Annotated in this window: 15 protein-coding genes and 1 pseudogene; 14 read left to right on the top strand and 2 right to left on the bottom strand. The window is 69.7% G+C overall.

Going from position 1 to position 19,414, the window contains the following annotated elements:
* Nucleotides 1–32: 32 nt before the first annotated feature.
* Entirely contained in the window at nucleotides 33–1,085 is a 1,053-nt protein-coding gene (locus tag ABZZ74_RS13115) for a hypothetical protein (RefSeq protein ID WP_356764150.1), read from the bottom strand.
* A gap of 574 nt (nucleotides 1,086–1,659) precedes the next feature.
* Between ABZZ74_RS13115 and ABZZ74_RS13110 the strand changes: the two genes are divergently transcribed.
* The 5 genes and pseudogenes from ABZZ74_RS13110 to ABZZ74_RS13090 all read left to right on the top strand — a co-directional run bounded on the left by ABZZ74_RS13110 (nucleotide 1,660) and on the right by ABZZ74_RS13090 (nucleotide 5,741).
* The gene (locus ABZZ74_RS13110) at nucleotides 1,660–1,902 is read left to right on the top strand and encodes a DUF5133 domain-containing protein (protein ID WP_356764148.1); all 243 of its coding nucleotides are present in this window, start codon (nucleotides 1,660–1,662) and stop codon (nucleotides 1,900–1,902) included.
* A 207-nt stretch (nucleotides 1,903–2,109) separates the two neighbouring features.
* Nucleotides 2,110–4,035: an N-acetylmuramoyl-L-alanine amidase gene (locus ABZZ74_RS13105; protein WP_356764146.1), complete on the top strand. Its 1,926-nt coding sequence runs from the start codon at nucleotides 2,110–2,112 to the stop codon at nucleotides 4,033–4,035.
* A 100-nt stretch (nucleotides 4,036–4,135) separates the two neighbouring features.
* Nucleotides 4,136–4,228 (top strand): annotated as a pseudogene (locus ABZZ74_RS13100) (bifunctional 5,10-methylene-tetrahydrofolate dehydrogenase/5,10-methylene-tetrahydrofolate cyclohydrolase); the annotation flags it as partial.
* A 78-nt stretch (nucleotides 4,229–4,306) separates the two neighbouring features.
* Nucleotides 4,307–5,176 (top strand): helix-turn-helix transcriptional regulator, encoded by an 870-nt coding sequence (locus tag ABZZ74_RS13095; RefSeq protein ID WP_356764144.1) that lies wholly within the window; start codon nucleotides 4,307–4,309, stop codon nucleotides 5,174–5,176.
* A 172-nt stretch (nucleotides 5,177–5,348) separates the two neighbouring features.
* The gene (locus tag ABZZ74_RS13090) at nucleotides 5,349–5,741 is read left to right on the top strand and encodes a DUF3099 domain-containing protein (RefSeq protein ID WP_356764142.1); all 393 of its coding nucleotides are present in this window, start codon (nucleotides 5,349–5,351) and stop codon (nucleotides 5,739–5,741) included.
* A gap of 121 nt (nucleotides 5,742–5,862) precedes the next feature.
* Here ABZZ74_RS13090 and ABZZ74_RS13085 read toward each other — a convergent pair whose 3' ends face one another.
* On the bottom strand, nucleotides 5,863–6,432 hold the full coding sequence (locus ABZZ74_RS13085; protein ID WP_356764140.1) for a TetR family transcriptional regulator: 570 nt from the start codon (nucleotides 6,430–6,432) through the stop codon (nucleotides 5,863–5,865).
* A gap of 643 nt (nucleotides 6,433–7,075) precedes the next feature.
* On the opposite strand from ABZZ74_RS13085, the gene ABZZ74_RS13080 reads away from it, so the two are divergent.
* From ABZZ74_RS13080 to ABZZ74_RS13040, 9 genes are all read left to right on the top strand, one after another.
* The gene (locus ABZZ74_RS13080; RefSeq protein WP_356764138.1) at nucleotides 7,076–8,479 is read left to right on the top strand and encodes a carboxypeptidase regulatory-like domain-containing protein; all 1,404 of its coding nucleotides are present in this window, start codon (nucleotides 7,076–7,078) and stop codon (nucleotides 8,477–8,479) included.
* 102 nt (nucleotides 8,480–8,581) lie between these two features.
* Nucleotides 8,582–11,089, top strand: coding sequence for a DUF4132 domain-containing protein (locus ABZZ74_RS13075; RefSeq protein WP_356764136.1), 2,508 nt, complete (start codon nucleotides 8,582–8,584; stop codon nucleotides 11,087–11,089).
* Nucleotides 11,090–11,343: 254 nt separating this feature from the next.
* Nucleotides 11,344–12,267: an oxygenase MpaB family protein gene (locus ABZZ74_RS13070; protein WP_356764134.1), complete on the top strand. Its 924-nt coding sequence runs from the start codon at nucleotides 11,344–11,346 to the stop codon at nucleotides 12,265–12,267.
* Nucleotides 12,249–14,489 carry a serine/threonine-protein kinase gene (locus ABZZ74_RS13065; RefSeq protein ID WP_356764132.1) on the top strand — a complete coding sequence of 747 codons (2,241 nt, stop codon included), beginning with the start codon at nucleotides 12,249–12,251 and terminating at the stop codon, nucleotides 14,487–14,489. The genes ABZZ74_RS13070 and ABZZ74_RS13065 overlap by 19 nt, the downstream gene beginning before the upstream one ends.
* A gap of 66 nt (nucleotides 14,490–14,555) precedes the next feature.
* The gene (locus ABZZ74_RS13060; protein WP_356764130.1) at nucleotides 14,556–16,133 is read left to right on the top strand and encodes an NAD(P)/FAD-dependent oxidoreductase; all 1,578 of its coding nucleotides are present in this window, start codon (nucleotides 14,556–14,558) and stop codon (nucleotides 16,131–16,133) included.
* Nucleotides 16,130–16,921, top strand: coding sequence for a class I SAM-dependent methyltransferase (locus ABZZ74_RS13055; protein ID WP_356764128.1), 792 nt, complete (start codon nucleotides 16,130–16,132; stop codon nucleotides 16,919–16,921). The genes ABZZ74_RS13060 and ABZZ74_RS13055 overlap by 4 nt, the downstream gene beginning before the upstream one ends.
* A gap of 104 nt (nucleotides 16,922–17,025) precedes the next feature.
* Nucleotides 17,026–18,654 carry an MFS transporter gene (locus ABZZ74_RS13050; protein ID WP_356764126.1) on the top strand — a complete coding sequence of 543 codons (1,629 nt, stop codon included), beginning with the start codon at nucleotides 17,026–17,028 and terminating at the stop codon, nucleotides 18,652–18,654.
* A gap of 16 nt (nucleotides 18,655–18,670) precedes the next feature.
* Entirely contained in the window at nucleotides 18,671–19,189 is a 519-nt protein-coding gene (locus tag ABZZ74_RS13045; protein ID WP_356764124.1) for a hypothetical protein, read from the top strand.
* Nucleotides 19,190–19,211: 22 nt separating this feature from the next.
* Nucleotides 19,212–19,412 (top strand): hypothetical protein, encoded by a 201-nt coding sequence (locus tag ABZZ74_RS13040; RefSeq protein WP_356764122.1) that lies wholly within the window; start codon nucleotides 19,212–19,214, stop codon nucleotides 19,410–19,412.
* The last annotated feature ends 2 nt before the right edge of the window (nucleotides 19,413–19,414 follow it).

The following is a 19,414-nucleotide window of genomic DNA, read 5'->3' as shown; positions in this document are numbered from 1 at the left end:
GGTTCGGGGACGCAAAGGTAGTTCCGGCATTGTCAGGGTGCCGAACTGCTCAACCCCGGATCACCGGCCGGCGGATGTGCTGCCGACCGCTGCACGGGCGTGGTCGCACCCTTCAGCGGCCAACGGCGGCTGACACCCACATGCAAAAGCACGCCCGAGCCCAGGGCGTTCACGCAGACATGGGACACCCATCCCTCGGCACTCGAGGTCGTCCAGGTGAGCGTGCCCGCATAGGTGATCAGCCCGCCGAAGAGCCCGGCACCCACGACCACCGAGACGCAGAGAGTCGTCGCCCGCTCCCACGCGGCGGACTTCCGGGAGCGGAAGGCTCCCTCGAAGAGCATGGCCACCAGCAGCCCGGCTGCGCTGAAACTGGTAACGGTCGCAAGGATGGTGTGTGCCGCCACGCCGAACAAACCGTCGAGCAGTGCGAAGCTGAACGCCGTTCCGGCGAACACGAGCAGATTCCCCAGAGTGATCCGCAGCCATCGCCGGCCGAGTTTGTTCAACGGCCAGCCTCGCCAGACGATGAAGAACCAAACCTGCCACGCCCCGCACAGTGCGAACACGGCACTGAGGTCCTCGTGCGAGAAGGGACCATCCTGACTGATCAGGCCGGAGCCCGCCGGCGCCCGGAATCCGTACGCCGTGTACTGCACGAGGAGAGCCAGTCCCCAGGAGAGTGCCAGCGCGGCGAAACCCGCGACCAGCCTGGGCAATCGCTTGAACGGCCAGCCCTCGCACACGAGGGTGAGTTGCAGCATCGCGGTGAAGATCGTGAGTCCCAGCGGTATCGCGGCGGGGTACAAGGGTGCGCTGCCGAGTTCCCGACTGGGGTCGAAGAGGCCGGACACGTCGAAATGGCCCACGATCACCTGGCCGACGGCCGCCAGGGCAACACCCGCCGCTGCAATCAGAAGCGTGTCCACAAGGGCCGACCAACCAGGGCGCAGGGTCGAACCCGGCCAGTCCTCCCACCAGAACGCGACCATGGAGAGAACCGGAAGTGCGAACGTCATCAGTGGCGAAAGGACGACCACCGCACTCTCGGCGCCGTCCGGACCGAAGGCGAGCAGTGCGGCCACTGGAACGACTACCAGTAGCCCGGCAAATCCAAGACCCGGCTGGGCGGCAAGGCGTGCACGTTCGGCGTTGAGGAAGGCCTCGGAGTGCCGGAGGCGGGGGGTCGTTATCGTCGGCTGGTCGGGCAGCCTCTGGAACCAGATGCGTCTCGCGAAAGTCCCGCGCCTGGATTGGACCTTTGATTTATCCATGAAACGCACCATGAGATGTTGTCCCGTGTGTCTCTGCGCTCGAGTTTCGGTCGTGCCACAGTAAATCCGTAGTCAGGAAGGGACTTTGAGCTCTGACCGGGGCAGCCCGACCATAGAGACCGAGTGCCTGCCCCCGGTGTGACACCGTGTTGGCGAGCGGCCGGCGCGTAGAAACGCGTCCCTCCCGCCGTGGTGTCACAAACAGGTGCTCTGGGTGGTCCTTGTGTGAGGGTGTCCAAGTGAGCCGCCGTATCGCCGCATCGGTGCGTGTGAAGGCGGGCTCTTTTTGCGCCCTCTGTTGGGGGAGTTGGCCTGCGGTTGGTCAACATGCCTGAGGAATAAGGGCGCCTGAAGGATTGTGCTGCAAGAGGGAGAGGGAACCGCAGTGATTGTTCCTGTGGAGAAGGAAGTGCGTATTGCGCTTGCCCGGTTCGCGCAAGCGCGGATCGAGTACGACGTCTGTCCCACGGGCCGGACCAGCCGGGCTCTGGAGGACGCGAAGTACACGCTGTGTGTCATGACCGGAGTGCGTACCGCCGAGCAGGCGCTGATTGCGGCGGACACACTGCTGCAGCAGTACAGCAGCCGCCGGAGGGGGAGTGATCGCCCCGACTGGCGCGATCGCTGAGGGGTGGCCGGCCATCTGTGCTGCTGGGCCGGCGGGTCGAGGTCCCGGCACCGCAAGGCGTTCCGATCCGTAGCATCGGTGTCACAACTCGCCTGGCTGGCCTGTCATGTTGGCATCGGCGCCTCCGGACCGTTCCAGCGATTGGGCTGCTCGACCGCCCGGCGGTGGCTTCTTCGACAGGTTTTCAACCGCATAAGGATCAGCATCTTGCACAAAAGAAGAGTGCGGCTCCGTCCCTCGGTCGTTCTTGCGATCGGCGCGCTGGTAGCCGGGGGCCTTGCTACCGTGCCGTTCACCGCGCTGGCCGACGGTGCCAGCGACTCCCACGGCGACTCCCGGCAGCAGGACTTCACAGCGGCAGCCGCCGAGTACCACGTTCCCGTCAGCGTCCTGCTCGGCGTGGCCTACCAGGAGTCGGGGTGGCAGTCACACGGCGCACAGCCCAGCACCGACGGCGGTTTTGGACTCATGCACCTCACCGACGTCACCCCGGCCATGCTCGCCGGAGGTGACGCGGGTGCCGCGGGACGCAGTGACCTTGCCTCCCTCGCCTCGAATCCGGCCCTGCACACGCTGCAGGCTGCCGCGAAACTCACCGGACAGAGCGCGGAGACACTGCGGAACGACCCCGCAGAGAACATTCGAGGCGGTGCGGCGCTCCTTGCCTCCTACGCGAAGCAGGTAACCGACGGCACGCCGGCAGACCCGTCGCAGTGGTACGGCGCCGTGGCCCGCTACAGCCAGTCGCCCCAGAGACAGGGGGCCGTTCGCTTCGCGAACCGCGTCTACGGCACCATCCGCAGCGGAGCTGCCCGTGTCACCGACGACGGTCAGCAGGTCCGGCTGAAAGCCACGCCTTCGGTGCGGACTGCAGATGCGCAGATCGACCAGTTGCGGCTCAAGGCCACGACAGACGCCGCCACTGAATGTCCGTCGACCGTGGCCTGCACGTTTGTCGCCGGCTCGCCGGCCGGCGGCCAGGTCTCGAACCGGCCCGCCAATGGCATACGGATCGACACCATCGTGATCCACGACCTGGAGGGCTCCTACGACTCCGGGGTCGCGGGACTCGCAGACCCGAAGAACGTCGCCTCGACGCACTATGTGATGCGGTCCTCGGACGGCGCGGTGACGCAGATGGTGCCCACGAAGAGCATCGCCTTCCACGCGGGAAACTACTCAACGAACCTGCACTCCATCGGCATCGAGCATGAGGGATACGCCGTGCAGGGCGCGACCTGGTACACCGAGGCGCAGTACCAGGCCACGGCCGACCTCGTGACGTACCTCGCGGACCGTTTCGACATCCCCCTGGACCGTCAGCACATCCTGGGCCACGACAACGTTGCCGGGCCGAACTCCTCGCTGGTGCCCGGCATGCACTGGGATCCAGGCAACGGCTGGGACTGGGACCACTTCATGCGCCTGCTCGGCCGCCCCGTCAGCGGAGTGCCCAGCGTTCCGTCCGAGGGCTCGGTCGTATCCATCGACCCGCCCTTCGACGACAATGTGCAGACGGTCCAGGTCTGCCCGTCCGACGATCCGACGGGCGCCATGACGTCCTGCACGGACAAGCAGCAAGCGTCGAACTTCGTGTACCTGCGCACCGCTCCCGACGTGGAGGCACCTCTCTTCGGTGACCAGACGATCCACGGGACTGCTGCCGGCACGAATCGAATCAACGACTGGGGCAGCACCGCACAGGCCGGCCAGCAGTTCGTCGTCGCCGAGGTTCAGGGCGACTGGACTGCCGTCTGGTACAGCGGCGCCAAGGTCTGGTTTCACAACCCCGGAGGCAAGAACACCCGGCCCGTCTACGGCGTGAAGATCATCAAGCCCGCAGGCACCACATCCGTGGCCGTCTACGGATCCAGCTACCCGGACAAGTCCGAGTACCCCGCCGGCCTGGGCGCGTCGACGCAAGCACCGTTGAGCATGTACTCGGTCCCGGCGGGCCAGGCCTACGTCGCCACCCAGCCGGCGACGGCCACCGACGACTACTTCGCCTCATCCGGAACGGTCGTCATCGGCAGCAAGAAGATGTACACGATCCAGTACAACCACCGCGTGGCACTCGTCTACGCCAGTGACGTCACCGCGACCACCGCCACGCGGCACTGGGAAGACAACTGACCGTTCTCGCGGGAGCTTCGACCGCGTGACCCAACGATGTCCGACTGCCGTCAGTAAGGTCATCCTGCGGTGATCATGCTGGCGGTGGCTTCGTTCGCAGGCGTACGACGTCGGCCTCGCCGGCAAGCACGCCATCGCGGTGGCTCGCAGCGCGATTCTCGGCAAACCGGCCGGGATGCTCCTTCTCCCCCGGCATCCCGGCATCCCGGCATCCCGGAGCCGACACCCCGTGGAAGTCGGCACGGCCCCGTATGAATGAGAAGGCGAAGCCATGGCGGACCGAGCAGCACTGGCGGCGTTCCTGCGGGCCCGCCGAGAGGCACTGCAGCCTGAGGACGTGGGTCTGCCCCGTGGACGTCGCAGGCGCACCGCTGGACTGCGCCGCGAGGAAGTCGCGGCACTGTGCGACATATCAGTCGACTACTACGGCCGGCTCGAACAACCGCGGGGCCCTCAGCCTTCTGAACAGGTGCTTACCGCAATAGCGCGAGGTCTGCATCTGTCGTTGGAGGAGCGAGACCATCTGTTTCGGATCGCCGGCCACACCGCACCTCGCCGGATACGGCGCGGTGACCACATCAGTCCAGGAATGATGCGCATCCTGGACCGCCTGGAAGACACCCCCGCCCGGGTGATGAACCAGCTCGGCGAAACCCTGAAGCAAACGCGGCCCGCGGTTGCGCTGCTGGGCGACGAGACCGCCTACACGGGCTTGCCGCGCAGCGCCCACTACCGCTGGTTCACGGATCCGGCCTCCCGGCTCGTACACCCCGACAGCGACCACGCCGCACAGAGCCGTCTGATGGCAGCGGACCTCCACGTCGCCTACACACATGACGGCGAGAACTCCCGTGCCGCGAAGCTCGTCGACGCACTCAACCAGGAGAGCCCCGAATTCGCCGCACTGTGGCACGAGCACCTCGTCCTGGGGCCCCACTGCGCCTCCAAACGCTTTCTGCACTCACAGGTCGGGGCGCTTGAACTGCACTGCCAGGCGCTCGTGGACCCAGAGCAGTCGCAGCGGCTCGTGGTCTACACAGCAGTACCGGGCACGGAGAGCCACACCAAACTGCAACTCCTGTCTTTGCTGCCCGTCGCGGAGGGGACGGCGAGTTCGGTCCACCCGGCCCGCCCCTGGTGAGGGCCTTCGCGGGGACTGTGTCACAGATGCGGCGGCGATGCTGTCAATACGTACAGCAGGTATGTCCTCGTCGACAGGAAACTCGCCCGTAGCTATGCGCTCGACCGTCCACGACGTTCTCCTGTGAGAGACGCGGGTTGAAGGAAGTGCCAAGACAGGCAGGCGATGAAGCGTGATCAGCAAGCAGAACAACGTCCAGGTCTTCCGGATCACCGCGGCGCGCAAGGGGCTGAACGAGGACGTCCGCGGTCGACAGCGACGCTACGTCATTGCCATGTCGGTGCGTACGGTGTCGGTGATCCTGGCTGCCACTCTGTGGAACGTCGAACGGCCCGTTGCGCTTGTCGCGCTGGTCCTCGGCATAGGTCTGCCCTACATCGCCGTCGTCATCGCCAACGGGGGCCGCGAGAAAGCGCCGGCACCCCAGGCGTCGTTCGTCCCCGCCCTCCCGTCTCGTGATCGCTCCGCCGCGGTACGAGGGTTCTGCGGCGTCGGCCCCCGAAGGCGTGGCCGACGAGGACATGGCCACCGGGACGGCCACGACCTTGCGACCCGAACCGGATGATGCGAACTGAGCTGCAGCCGCCGCAGCACTCACGCCGTCCGGATCGGCGTGTCGGAGTCTGCCTTTACGCGCTTCCGATGGGAGAAGAATTTCGGGAGCGGTGGGTGCTCGGTGCCGTGGGTCAGCGGGGCACTGCGGTGGCTCCGTCGATGAGACGATCGGCTGCCGCGTCGGTGCGGGCGACGTCGTGGGTCACCAGGCGGTCCTGGCACAATCCGCGCAGGCCCGAAACGAGCAGCGTGGCTGCGGCTCGTGCCTGCTCCGGTGGGTGTCCCAGCCGGACGTACGCGTCGGCGATCGGCCCGATCACGACCTCAACGGTGTCGGCGGCCAGCTCGCCGTACTGCTGCGGGTCCGTGACGGCCAGGCTCAACAGCTGCAAGAGCATGCGAATCGGTCCGGACTGCTCCCCGACGGTCATCGCCTCCCACAACGTGCGGGCGGCCCGACGCAGCCCTGCGGTGTCGTGGACGTCGTCGAACATCGCATGGGCATCGGGGCGGTTGGCGTTCAGTGCCTGCGCCAGGAGGTTCTCGCGACTGCCGAAGTAGTACAGAAGCATGCGTTTGGTGGTGCCGATGGATTCGGCGAGCGGGCTCAGCGACATCTGCGCGAGTCCGTGGTCTTGAAGGTGCGCCACCACTTCCCGCAGCAACTCGGCGCGCTTTTCGACATTGACTGGTCGGGGCATGCCCCGGACTGTACCGGTCGGTACGCATAGGGTCGCACAGTGTTGACGTTCCAGTCGGTACGTTGATCAGGCGATCGCGTCAGTGAGGACAGAGGGACGGGTGCCGCGGTCGTGAGGAGTGTCGGTGTCCCGGCCGATCAGGGCACTGTCGTCACGCCCGCCGCCCGCCGCCCCCGCGCAGGCGGCGTTTGGTCGTGCCGAGGAATCTCGGCGGGCGGGCTCAGCTGTATCTGCGTGAGCCGAGCCGAACTGCTGGAGGCGGCCGACGATCTGCGCCAGTGGTTCGGCTTTCGACGCCGGCGGGTCTAGGTGCGTTTTGACTGTACCGATCGGTACGCGTAGGCTCCACGAGGTATAGATGTTCCGATCGGTACAGTAATGAGCGCGTGCAATGACGGCAGTCAGGTGCGAGGAACGGAGAAGGCGCCATGGAGCTGGCTCCACCGCAGAGGACCACAAAGCATGGGGTCCGCATGCATGAACGTTCGCTCGGTTTGAGAGGGCCCGGCGCACAAGTACGTGCTGGGGACAGCGCCGGACTGGTCAGCCGCCACGGGCGGCGAGGCCAAGGCAGCAGCCCGCATCCGTTCGATAATGAGTCCTGCAAGTACGGCATTCATCGATGCGTCCCGGGCGTGAATCTGTGAGACACCGGATCAAGCTCTCTCAGGAAGTTCACCCGGCCAGGACTTTGGCCGAAGCCTTGTGGTTCCCCACGGTCCTCTTCCTCGGCCTGCTCTTCTGTTTCGCACCTGCTCTGCACGCGCCTCAGCCCCACAATGCGAAAGTCGTAGTTGCTCACAGCGCACCGGACTCCGGGAGCGAGACAGCTCTGCGGCGACAGCATCCCGGCGGGTTCGACGTCACGGCCGTGGCCGACCGCCAGGTAGCCCGCCGAGCAGTACTCGACCGCGATGCCGTGGCGGGGTACGTCCCCGGACGCATACACGGTGTGCTCTACGTGGCCAAGGCCAACGGAGCATCACTCGAGGAGGCTCTCATCAAGGACTTCGGCGCAATCGCTGCGCACGACCGCGTGAAGCTGCAAGTCGAGGACGTGGCGCCCACGGTGGCAAAAGACCAGATGGGTACCACCCTGGTCTACTTCGGAGTCGCCTGGAGCATTCCAGGCTACATACTCGCGACCACGCTGCTGCGAGCGGTGACCTTCAACCGGCGCCGGAAACTGCTGACAGTAATGGGCCTTTCCGCCCTCCTCAGCTCCGTGGGCTTCCTGGCAGGAGTCGGACTGGGCTATCTTCCCGACGACCCCTCAGCCATGGTGGTCGCCTTCTTGCTCACCACAGCGGTGGCCGCATTCTCCTCCGGCATTGCACCCTTCACCAAACAGTTCTTCCCCGCGGTGGGCATGGGCCTGTTCATCGTGCTCAGCGTTCCCAGCAGTGGTGTCGCACCCGTGGCGATGCTACCGACGTTCTTCCAGTACCTGCACGACGTCATGCCGCTGGGGAACGCGGTGGACGCTCTGCGCGGATTCCTCTATTTCAACGGTGCCGGGGTGCTCAGGCCGATCCTCGTACTCTGCGCATGGATCACAGTGGGCCTGGCTCTGCTGGGCCTCGATGCCTGGCGGCATCACAGCCAGGTTGCGCAACAGGGCTTGAACGCCGAGGAAGATGTCGAGGAGCCACCGGTAGAGGACCCCTCTGTGGAGGCGCCCACGCCCACTGCGCTCCCGGTCCACCACCATCACCACTTCGGCGAGTCGGTGCCCATGCTTTTCGGCACCGTCCGCAACGCCCAGCAGCGACCCGTGCGCCATGCCGCAGTAACTGTCATCGACACTCGCGGCCGGCAGTTGGTTCGGACTTCGACAAACGCGGAGGGAGAGTACGCCGTGACCGGGCTGCCAGAGGGGTACATCAGTGTTGTGGTCTCGTCTTCCGGACAAACCCCGGTGGTGGACCAAAAGCTGCTCCAGTCCGGTGTAGCCGTGCAAGCTGACTTCGTTCTGCGCGGTCGACTCGGCGGCACTCCAGTCGGCGGCGCATTCGACGAGACTGAGGCAACGACGCGTCGTGGGTGAGTCAGCGCGTCAAGCTGTGCCCCAGACGTTGAGATGACGGGAGCACCGGACGCCGAGGGCGCCCTTCCGCTCACTGTCAGTCCCCTCTGCCATCATCCCGGCATGTTGTACGACGCCTTGGTGGCCGAATCCCGCCGGAACGACTCGCTCGACGACGTAAGGTCCGCTGCGCTCGACCGCGTCCGATGGCTCGTCGACCTCCTGGAAAGTCAGCGGTCCGAGTTCCGTCGGTTCATGGGGCACGCGTTCCGGCGATACAGGGCGGCGGGCGCGGCGACCCAGGCCGGGATCGACGCACGGCTCGCGGCCTGCACGGACGAGGAGGGCAGGGCCGCGGTCCTGTGCCTCATGATGGCCACCCGCTTCGACAACACGAGCTGGTGGCAGTACGACGCCGAGATCGAGCCCCTGATCTCGGGGGTGCGCGGCTGGACGCCCGACGAAGTCGCGGTGCTGCTGCTCCGCGCCACCGAGTACGCCAAGGGCTACCGGTTCACCCATGCGCTGGGGCTGGTGCTGAACGCCGTCGACCAGCTCGACGCCAACGACCGCCGTGCGGTCACGCCCTGGCTGCGGCACGCCCACACGCAGCTCATGGGCGCCACGGTCGAGTCGCGCCTGCGCACGTCGCTGGTGCAGCGCCTCCGCGCGCTGCTCGCGAGCGTGGACGAGGCGCACATCCCCGAGGGACTCATCCCCGCCGACGCGCCGTGGGCAGCCCCGCTGAGGGACCGTGCGAAGACCTCACCGACACCGGAACTGGCCGGCTTTGTACGGCACTTGGTGAGCCTGTCGGGGCCGCGTCCCACGCAGAGGTGGCGGGGGACGTGCCTCGAACTCGCGGACGCGGCGTCGGCGCGGGACACGGTGGCCGATGTCCTGCGGTCGCTCGCCGGGGACGAGGTCCTGTGCAGCACGGACAGCGGTGCGCACACCGGCTGGATCCACGGCGATCACCACTACCACTACGTCGTCCACCAGAACGACGGCGATCTGGCGCGCGGCGTCGTCTGGGCGGCCGCGCTGACCGGCGGCCCGGCCGCGGTGCGACATCTCGGCGCGCTCGCTCTGCGGACCGGTGGCCACGGAAACGGCGTGATCGAGGACCTCAAGCTCGCGGGCGCGGCGGTCAACGCGCTGGCCGAGACCGGTGATCCGGCCTCCCTGGAGACCCTGTGGCGGTTGCGGTCCCGGATCAAGCACCGGGCTCTGCGCAAGCAGCTCGACACCGCCCTGGTGACGGCAGCGGGGAAGCAGGGCATCACGGCCGGGCAGCTCATCGAGCGCAGCGTGCCGGACCACGGCCTGGCGCCGGACGGTTCACTGGAACGGGAGTTGGGCGGACACCGGGTACGGGTGGCGATCGAGGGCGCGTCGACCGTGCGGCTCACCTTCACACGCCCCGACGGGGGGACCACCCGCACCGCTCCGGCGGCAGTGAAGGACGGCTTCCCGGGCGAGCTCCAGGAGTTGAAGGCCCTGGCCAAGGAGGTGCGGGGGACCCTGGCGGCCGAGCGGGCCCGCGTCGAGGCGCTGATGTCGGCCGGGCGTGAGTGGCCGTACGACGAGTGGTGCAGCTACTACCGCGACCATCCGGTCACCGGGGTTCTCGTCCGCGGCCTGATCTGGGAGTTCCACGACGTCGGCGATGCCGACGGCGAGTGGCGTGCGGCGGCGCCGATGGCCGAGCCGCCCGGCGAGCCCGAGCGCGTCCGGTTGTGGCATCCGATCCGGGCGTCGGCGGACGAGGTCAGGGCGTGGCGGGAGCGGCTCGTCGCCGAGCGGCTGCGGCAGCCGTTCAAACAGGCCTTCCGGGAGATCTACCTGCTCACCCCGGCGGAGGAGGAGACCGGCGTCTACTCCAACCGGTTCGCCGCCCACATCGTCCACTACGGGCAGCTCTACGCCCTGTTCAAGGAACGCGGCTGGCAGGCCAACTTCCTCGGCCGGCACGACGGTGGCTACGACGGGACGGCGCGGGCCGAGTTCGGCGACGGCGACTGGCGGGCCTGCTTCCACCACGAGCCCGCCGCGGACGACGACGGCGGCTACGGGCCCGAGCACGCCGCGACGGACCAGGTCCGCTTCGAGAGGCGGGACGGCAGACGTTGGCGGGAGGTGCCGCTGGCGGAGGTGCCCCCGTTGGTGTTCAGTGAGGCGATGCGCGACGTGGACCTCTTCGTCGGCGTGACGTCGATCGCCGCCGACCCCGATTGGACCGACCGGGGCGAGGACCGCCATGCCGTGTACTGGCGCTCGGCCACGTTCGGTGCGCTGACGGCGAGCGCGGAGGTCCGCCGCGAGGCGCTGGAACGGATCCTGCCGCGCCTGAAGATCGCCGGGCGGTGCTCGCTCGACGGCCGTTTCCTGGTGGTCCGCGGGGACCTGACGACGTACAGGATTCATCTGGGCTCGGCCAACATCCTGATGGAGCCCGGCGACGCCTACCTGTGCGTCGTCCCGTCACGCGGCAAGGGCACCGGCAAGGTCTTCCTGCCGTTCGAGGACGACCGGCTCTCCCTGATCCTCAGCAAGGCGTTCCTGCTCGCCGCCGACACCGAGATCACTGACGAGACCATCGTCCGCCAGATAAAGAGGGGTGCCCGATGAGCCTCGCCGCCCGGCTGACGCGCGAATCAACAGAGAAGCTGCACCTAGAGCTGGAGTCCGTCGGCCGCACCCGCAAGCCCGCCGTCCGGAGACAGATGACCGCGTGCTCCCAGCGAAAACCCCGTGACCTGCGATGTACCAAAGTGCCAACTGTGTCTCTGAAGGCGGGCATCCGGCTGCTGAATCCAGTTGGCATCAGTGCAGGTCACGAACACCCCCTGGTGCCAACTACCAATCCTGGTCACACTGCGGTCATGGGCGATCCCGGGCTGTTCACCCCCGACTCCGTGACCTGGCAGATGCACGGCGACCCCATGATGTGGGTCGCCGGCGTCCGCGCGCTGTACCTCCAGGCCCTGCACCCGCGCGCGGTGCGCGGCGTCATGCAGAACTCCGACTTCCGCAAGGACGCCTGGGGCCGGCTGATGCGGACGGCCGACTTCGTCGGTACGACGACCTATGGCACCACCGAGGCCGCCGAACGCGCGGGCGCCCGCGTCCGCAAGATCCACAGCATGCTGTCGGCCACCGACCCGGACACCGGTGAGCGGTACGGCGTCGACGAACCCGAGCTGCTGCTGTGGGTGCACTGCGCCGAGATCGACTCCTATCTGCAGGTCCTGCGCCGCTCCGGGTTCCGGCTCACCGACGCCGAGGCCGACCGCTACATCGGCGAACACCGGGCGAGCGCCCGCCTGGTGGGCCTCGACCCCGGCGCCGTACCCGCCAACCAGCAAGAGATGAACGCCTACTTCGAGAAGGTCCGACCCGAGCTCGCCGTCGGACCCGAGGCACGCGAAGTGGACGACTTCCTGCTCCGCCCCCCGACGCACCCCCTTCTCGTCCCGGCGCGCGAGGTGCTGTGGCGGCGCGTGGCGCACCTGGCGTACGCCGCCCTGCCGCCGTACGCCCACGAGCTGTACGGCAGACCGGCCCCGGAACCCGCCACCGTCACCCGGCGACTGCGTGCCACGGGCAACCTGCTGCGCTGCGTTCCCGCACGTGTGCGCTGGCAACTCCCGCCCAAACACATCCTGCGGGCCATGGCGCGCCTCGGCCCGGGCGCGCGCCCCGCACCGTACAAACTCGGACGACAGCTGGCCATACTGGACGAGCCAGGGGTGGGTGGGGCGAACCGTACGGGGGGCGATCGCGGGAGATGGGGGACAGCAGGCTGATCCATGGCCGGTACCGGCTGCTCGACCTGATCGGGCGGGGCGGTATGGGCGAGGTGTGGCGGGCCCGGGACGAGTCGCTGGGCCGGCATGTCGCCGTGAAGTGCCTCAAGCCCCTCGGCCCCCACCACGACCAGGCCTTCACCCGGGTCCTGCGGGAACGCTTCCGCCGTGAGGCCCGCGTGGCCGCCGCGCTGCAGCACCGCGGGGTGACGGTGGTGCACGACTTCGGCGAGGACGACGGCGTCCTCTATCTCGTCATGGAACTGCTGGAAGGCCGCAACCTCAGCCAGCTCCTGGGGGACAACCAGCACCACCCGCTGCCCGTGGCCGACGTCGTGGACATCGCCGACCAGGTCTCCGCCGCCCTCGCCTACACCCACCGGCAGGGCATCGTGCACCGCGACCTCAAGCCCGCCAACATCATGCGCCTCACCGACGGCACGGTGAAGATCTGCGACTTCGGCATCGCCCGCCTCGGCCACGACATCGGCTTCACCTCCCGGCTCACCGGCACCGGCATCGCCATGGGCACCCCGCACTACATGTCCCCGGAGCAGATCGGCGGCTCCGAGGTCGACCAGCGCAGCGACCTGTACTCGCTGGGCTGCGTGCTCTACGAGATCGCCACCGGCGCCCCGCCCTTCGACCTCGACGACGCCTGGGCCATCCTCGTCGGCCACCGCGACACCCCGCCCCGCCCGCCGCGCAGCCGACGCCCCGAACTGCCCGAATACCTCGACAAGGTCATCCTCGACCTGCTGGCCAAACGCCCCGAACAACGCCCGCACGACGCCCGCGAATTGGGCCGGCGCATCAGCATGGGCCGGACGACACCGACGTACGTGCCCACCGTGGTGACCCCGCAGCCGGTGCTCCGGCCGCCGGAGCGGGCTCCCTCCCGCGAGGCCCGGCTGCCGTCCTGGACGCGCGGGATGACCACCGGTCACAAGGCCACCGGAGCCGGGCTGAGCACCACCCCGCCGGACGCCGGGGCCGGGCTGACCGGCGAGTGGATCGCCCGGCCGGCCCACGGCCACGCGGAGGAGCCGGCGCCCGACCGGCCCTCCGCTCCCTCCCCGCAGACGCTCGCCGCCCTGGCCGGACGGCACAACGCCGGACTGAGCCTCGGCAGACTCGGGCGCTGGGCGGAGGCCGGCGAGGTGCACCGGGCGGTCGCCGCCGAACGCGCGCATCTGCTCGGCCCCGACCACCCCGACACCCTCGCCAGCCGCTACGAGGTCGCCTTCACCCTCAGCCGCACGGGCCGCGCCGCGGAGGCGCTGCAGGAGTACAAGCACGTGGCCGCCGCGAGAACCCGCGCCCTGGGCGCCGACCACCCCGACACCCTCGCCGCCCGCCAGGAAATGGCGTATGTGCTGGGCCAGTTGGGCCGTCACTTCGACGCCCACGAGGTGTACAAGTCGGTGCTCGCCGCGCGTGAGCGGGGGATGGGCGCGGACCACCCCGACACCCTGCGCTGCCGGCACAACCTCGCCTTCAACCTCAGCAGACTCGGGCGCCTGGAGGACTCGTACCGCATGGCCCGCGAGGTAGCCGCCGCCCGCGCCCGCGTGCTCGGCCCCGACCACCCCGACACCCTGGTCACCCGCTACGAGGTCGCCTACGCGCTCGGCCAGCTGGGCCGCTGGCCTGAAGCCCTGCAGACCTACCTCGAGGTCGCCGAGGCCCGCGCCCGGGCCCTCGGCCCCGACCACGCCGACACCCTCGCCGCCCGCTACGAGGTCGGCATCAGCCTGGGCCGCCTCGGCCGCAGCGCGGAGGCCCTCACCCTGTACCGCGAGCTGATCGACGACCGCACCCGCGTCCAGGGCCCCACCCACCCCGAGACCCTGCGCGCCCGCCACGGCCTCGGCGTCAACCTCGGCCGCCTCGGCCGCTGGGAGGAGGCCCTCGCCGAGTCCCGCGACGTCTGCGCGATCCGCGAGCGTGTCCTCGGCCCCGAGCACCCCGACACGCTGGTCAGCCGCCGCGAGGTCGCCGTCGGCCTGGGGTGGCTGGGCCGCTGGGCCGACGCCCTGACCGAGTACCGCCGGGTGGCCGCCGCCCGCGAGCGCGTCCTGGGCCCCGACCACCCCGACACCCTCGCCAGCCGCAACGACGAGGCACACTGCCTGGAACAGCTCGGCCGGGGCGCCGAGGCCGTCGAGCTGTACCGCCGGGTGGCGGCACTGCGCCAGCAGCGGGCCTCCCACGGACGGTGAGCGCTCCGGGGTCCGTATCGCCGTACACCCCTGGCCGCTGACGATCATCGCGTGTTACCAAGAAGCATGCCTGCACACGAGGGACCCGCGACGCACCGCACCTACGACGCCGTGATCGTCGGCGGAGGGCACAACGGCCTGGTCGCCGCCGCTTACCTGGCCCGGGCCGGGCGCTCCGTGCTGGTCCTGGAGCGGCTGGAGAACACCGGGGGAGCCGCGGTGTCCACCCGTCCGTTCGCCGGGGTCGACGCTCGGCTGTCGCGCTATTCGTACCTGGTCAGCCTGCTGCCGAAGAAGATCGTCCGGGATCTCGGTCTGGACTTCCGGGTCCGCGCCCGCACCATCTCCTCGTACACACCTGTCGAACGGGACGGAAGGGCGACCGGACTCCTGGTGGGCGGCGGAGAGCGGCGCACCCGCGAGGCCTTCGCCCGGCTGACCGGCTCCGAGCGGGAGTACGAGGCCTGGCAGCGCTTCTACGGCATGACCGGCCGCGTCGCCGAGCGGGTCTTCCCCACGCTCACCGAGCCGCTGCCGGACCGGGAGGAGCTGCGCCGCCGCGTCGACGACGAGGAAGCCTGGCGGACCCTGTTCGAGGAACCGATCGGCGTGGCCATCGAGGACCGCTTCGCCGACGACCTGGTGCGGGGCGTGGTCCTCACCGACGCCCTGATCGGCACCTTCGCCGACGCCCACGACCCGTCCCTGGCACAGAACCGCTGCTTCCTCTACCACGTCATCGGCGGCGGCACGGGCGCCTGGGACGTGCCGGTCGGCGGCATGGGCGCGTTGACCGACGCCCTGGCGGGCGCCGCCCGCGACGCGGGTGCCGTCCTCGCCACCGGGCACGAGGCGGTACGGATCGACACGGACGGCCGAACCGCCGAGATCACCTACCGCACGGCCGACGGGGAGGGCACCGTCGCCGCCCGGCACGTCCTGGTGGGCGCCTCCCCGCAGGCCCTCGCCGGGCTGACCGGGGACGTGCCGCCCGCTCCCGCCGAGGGCGCGCAGCTCAAGGTCAACATGCTGCTCAAGCGGCTGCCGAAGCTGCGGGACGAGTCGGTGGACCCCCGCGAGGCGTTCTCCGGCACCTTCCACATCGCCGAGGGCTACATGCAGCTCGCCACCGCCCACGCCCAGGCCGCCGCCGGCCGACCGCCCCTCGCGCCACCCTCCGAGATCTACTGCCACTCGCTCACCGACCCCACGATCCTCGGCCCCGACCTCGTCGAGCAGGGCTACCAGACCCTCACCCTGTTCGGCCTGCACACCCCGGCCCGGCTCTTCGACCGGGACAACGACGCCGTACGCGAGGAACTCCTCAAGTCGACCCTCGCCCAGCTCGACGCCCACCTCGCCGAACCCCTCGCCGACTGCCTCGCCACCGACGCCGACGGTCGCCCCTGCATCGAGGCGAAGACCCCCCTGGACCTGGAGCGCGACCTGCGGCTGCCCGGCGGGAACATCTTCCACCGGGAGCTTTCCTGGCCCTACTCCGGTCCGGACAGCGGCCGTTGGGGCGTGGAGACGGGGCACGCGAACGTGCTGCTGTGCGGTGCCGGCGCGGTGCGCGGCGGGGGAGTGAGCGGAGTGCCGGGGCACAACGCGGCGATGGCGGTGCTGGAGGCGACCGACGAGTGACCGGCTCGGCACGGGACTTCTACGACTCGCTCGCCGCCGACTACCACCGCATCTTCCCGGACTGGGAGGCGAGCATGGCCCGCCAGGCGGCCGTGCTGGACCCCATGATCCGCCGCGAACTCGGTCCGGGTCCGCACCGGTTGCTGGACTGCGCCTGCGGCATCGGCACCCAGGCGATCGGCCTGGCCCGCGCCGGACACCGGGTGGTCGGCAGCGACCTGAGCCCGGTGGCCGTCGCTCGTGCCGCCGCAGAGGCCACGTCCCGCGGGACGAACCTTCCGGCTGTGGCGGCGGACATGCGGCAACTCCCTTTCAGGACGGCCGCCTTCGATGTCGTCGTCTGTGCCGACAACTCCCTCGCCCACCTGCTGACCGCCCCCGACGTGACGGCGGCACTCGGCGCCATGCGGCGTGTCCTGAGGGACGACGGCCTGCTCCTGCTCACCCTCCGCGACTACGACGACCTGCGCCGCACCCGTCCCGCCTCCTCGCCGCCCCAGGTCTCCCACGGTCCGGACGGCCGGTCGATCACCTTCCAGCTGTGGCACTGGCACGAGGACGGCGAGCGCTACGACCAGGAGTACTTCCAACTGGTACCCGACGGAGCGGGCTGGCAGGTGCGGGTACGGCGGACCACCTCCCGGGCGACGACCCGGGACGAGGTGGCGGACGCGGCGGCCCGGGCCGGTTTCACGGACGTCACCTGGCACCCGCCCGAGACCAGCGGCTATTACCAGCCCGTCCTGACGGCGCGCGCGACGACAGGACGAAGCGCCCACCTGCCGTGACCACCGCGTCTCGCCCGCAGCGGGTGAGGCGGCGGGCCGGTCCACCGGCTCCCATGGGAGGGGCGGAACCTGCGCCCGGGGCCGACTTCGGCGAGGTGGACATCATGCGACACTGGCGCGCTCTGATCGTTCTGGGGACGGCCCAGTTCCTGATGGTGCTGGACACCTCCGTCATGAACGTCTCCATCAGCCAGCTGGTCAAGGACTTCGACACCGAGGTCACCGCCATTCAGGCGGTCATCACGCTGTACGCCCTGGTCATGGCCGCGTTCATGATCATCGGAGGTCGGCTCGGGGACATGTGGGGCCGCCGCCGCGTGTTCCTGCTCGGCATGACCGTCTACGGCACCGGATCCCTCATCACCGCGCTGGCCCCCACCCTGTGGGTCCTCGCCGTGGGCTGGTCGGTGATCGAGGGGCTCGGTGCCGCCATGGTGCTGCCGGCCATGGCGGCCCTGGTCGCGGAGTCGTACCGAGGGCGCGAGCGGGCCGTCGCCTACGGGGTCGTCGGCGGACTCGCCGGCGCGGGGATCGCGGTCGGCCCGCTACTGGGCGGCTGGGTGACGACGTACCTGACCTGGCGGCTGGTCTTCGCCGGCGAGGTCGTGGTCGTCGCCGCCGTCCTGCTCTTCCGCAAGGCCATCGCGGAGGTCCCGCGGAGCGGTCCGCGCCCGCACCTGGACGTCGTCGGCGCCGTGCTCTCGGCGTCCGGCCTCGGCCTGGGCGTGCTCGGCGTGCTGCAGAGCGGCACCTGGGGCTGGGTGCAGCCCCGCAACCCGCCCTTCACCGTGTTCGGCTTCGCGCCGACGCTGTTCGTCATCGGCGCCGGCGTGGCGGTCCTGGGCGTCTTCGTACGCTGGGAGCACCGGAGGGAGGCCCGTGCGGCCGACCCCCTGGTCCACCTGGTGCTGCTGCGTCGGCCGGCCCTGCGGTCGGGGCTGCTGACGCTGCTCAGCCAGAACCTCATCCTGCTGGGCCTGTTCTTCGCCATCCCGCTCTATCTGCAGGTCGTGCAGGGCTTCGACGCGTTCCAGACCGGGCTGCGCCTGCTGCCGGTCTCCGTCACCATGCTCGCGGCCTCGACGGTCGCCTCCCGGCTGGGGCGCGTCGTCGGCCCGCGCCGGGTGGTCCGGCTGGCGCTGCTGAGCTTGACCGGGGCGATCATCTGGCTGTTGGCCACGATCGATCCCGTCATCGACGACGCCCAGTTCGCCGGCGCCATGGCCGTGCTGGGCATCGGCATGGGGCTGCTCGCCTCCCAGTTGGGCAACGTCGTGCAGTCCAGCGTCGGTGAGGAGGAGCGCAGCGAGGTCGGCGGGCTGCAGTTCACGGCGCAGAACCTGGGCTCGGCGCTGGGCACCGCGCTCATCGGCTCGCTGCTCGTCGGCGCGCTGGCCCACGCCTTCACCACCCAGGTGGAGAACAACCCGCAGCTGTCGGACCAGGCCCGTCACGAGACGAGTGTGGCCCTCGAGTCCGGCATCAGCTTCGTCTCCACCGACCAGGTGCGCACGGCGGCCGAACGCGCCGGACTGCCGCCCGGCGAGGTCGACGCGCTCACGGACTCGTATGCCTCCGCACAGCTCCAGGGGTTGAAGGCGGCGATCCTCGCCGCCGGCGGCATCACCCTCGCGAGCTTCCTGGTCACCCCGGGCCTGCCGGGCGCCCCGGCCTCGCGGGCCCGGCAGCCGAAGTCAGGAGCGGCGGCCCAGGCCGTCGGCGGCACGAGCTGAGAAGGGGGCGGCCGTCATGTCCCGCACCGACCGGATCATGCCGGGGGCCCGGAGCGTGGAGCACCGGGCCGCCTCCGACTACACGGGCGGCGTCTACGGCTCCATGCTCGCCGCGTCCGTGGTGGTCGGGGCGGCCACCCAGGACTCGTTCCCGCGCCCGGAACTGGTGCTGCTGTTGTTGCTGACCGGCCTGGCGTTCTGGATCGCGCATGTGCACGCCCAGCTGTTCGGCGCCCGGCTGGCCCGGCAGGCACTGGACCGCCGGGTCGTCCTGCGGGTCTGCCGGGAGGAGTGGCCGATCGTCAAGGCGGCGGTGCCGCCGGCCGCGGCGGTGGCGGTCAGCCCGCTGCTGGGCCTGGACATCCAGGGCGCGCTCTGGCTGGCGCTCTGCGTCGCCGTCGCGGGTCAGATCGGCTGGTCGATGGCGGCGGCCCGGCGCGCCGGCGCCGGCTGGCCGCTGGTGACCGCGACCGCCGTGGTCAACCTGGTGCTCGGTCTGCTGATCATCACGCTCAAGATCTTGCTGACGCACTGAACGCACAGAGGGAGGCCGGCTCATGCAGCGCTACGAGATCCGAGTCGACGGTCAGCTGTCCACGACCCTGGCCGAGGCCTTCCCCGAACTCGATCACGTGGTGATGTCGGACCAGACCGTCCTGTTCGGCCCGGTCGTCGACGAGGCACACCTGTACGGGCTGCTGATCCGCTGCCAGTCACTCGGGCTGCGCGTGGTGGAGATGTGCCAGGTGCCCGAGTGACC

It is taken from the genome of Streptomyces sp. NPDC006476 (assembly GCF_040612015.1).
Classification (GTDB): Bacteria; Actinomycetota; Actinomycetes; order Streptomycetales; family Streptomycetaceae; genus Streptomyces; species Streptomyces griseorubiginosus_B.
This window is presented reverse-complemented; position numbering and strand designations above follow the sequence as displayed.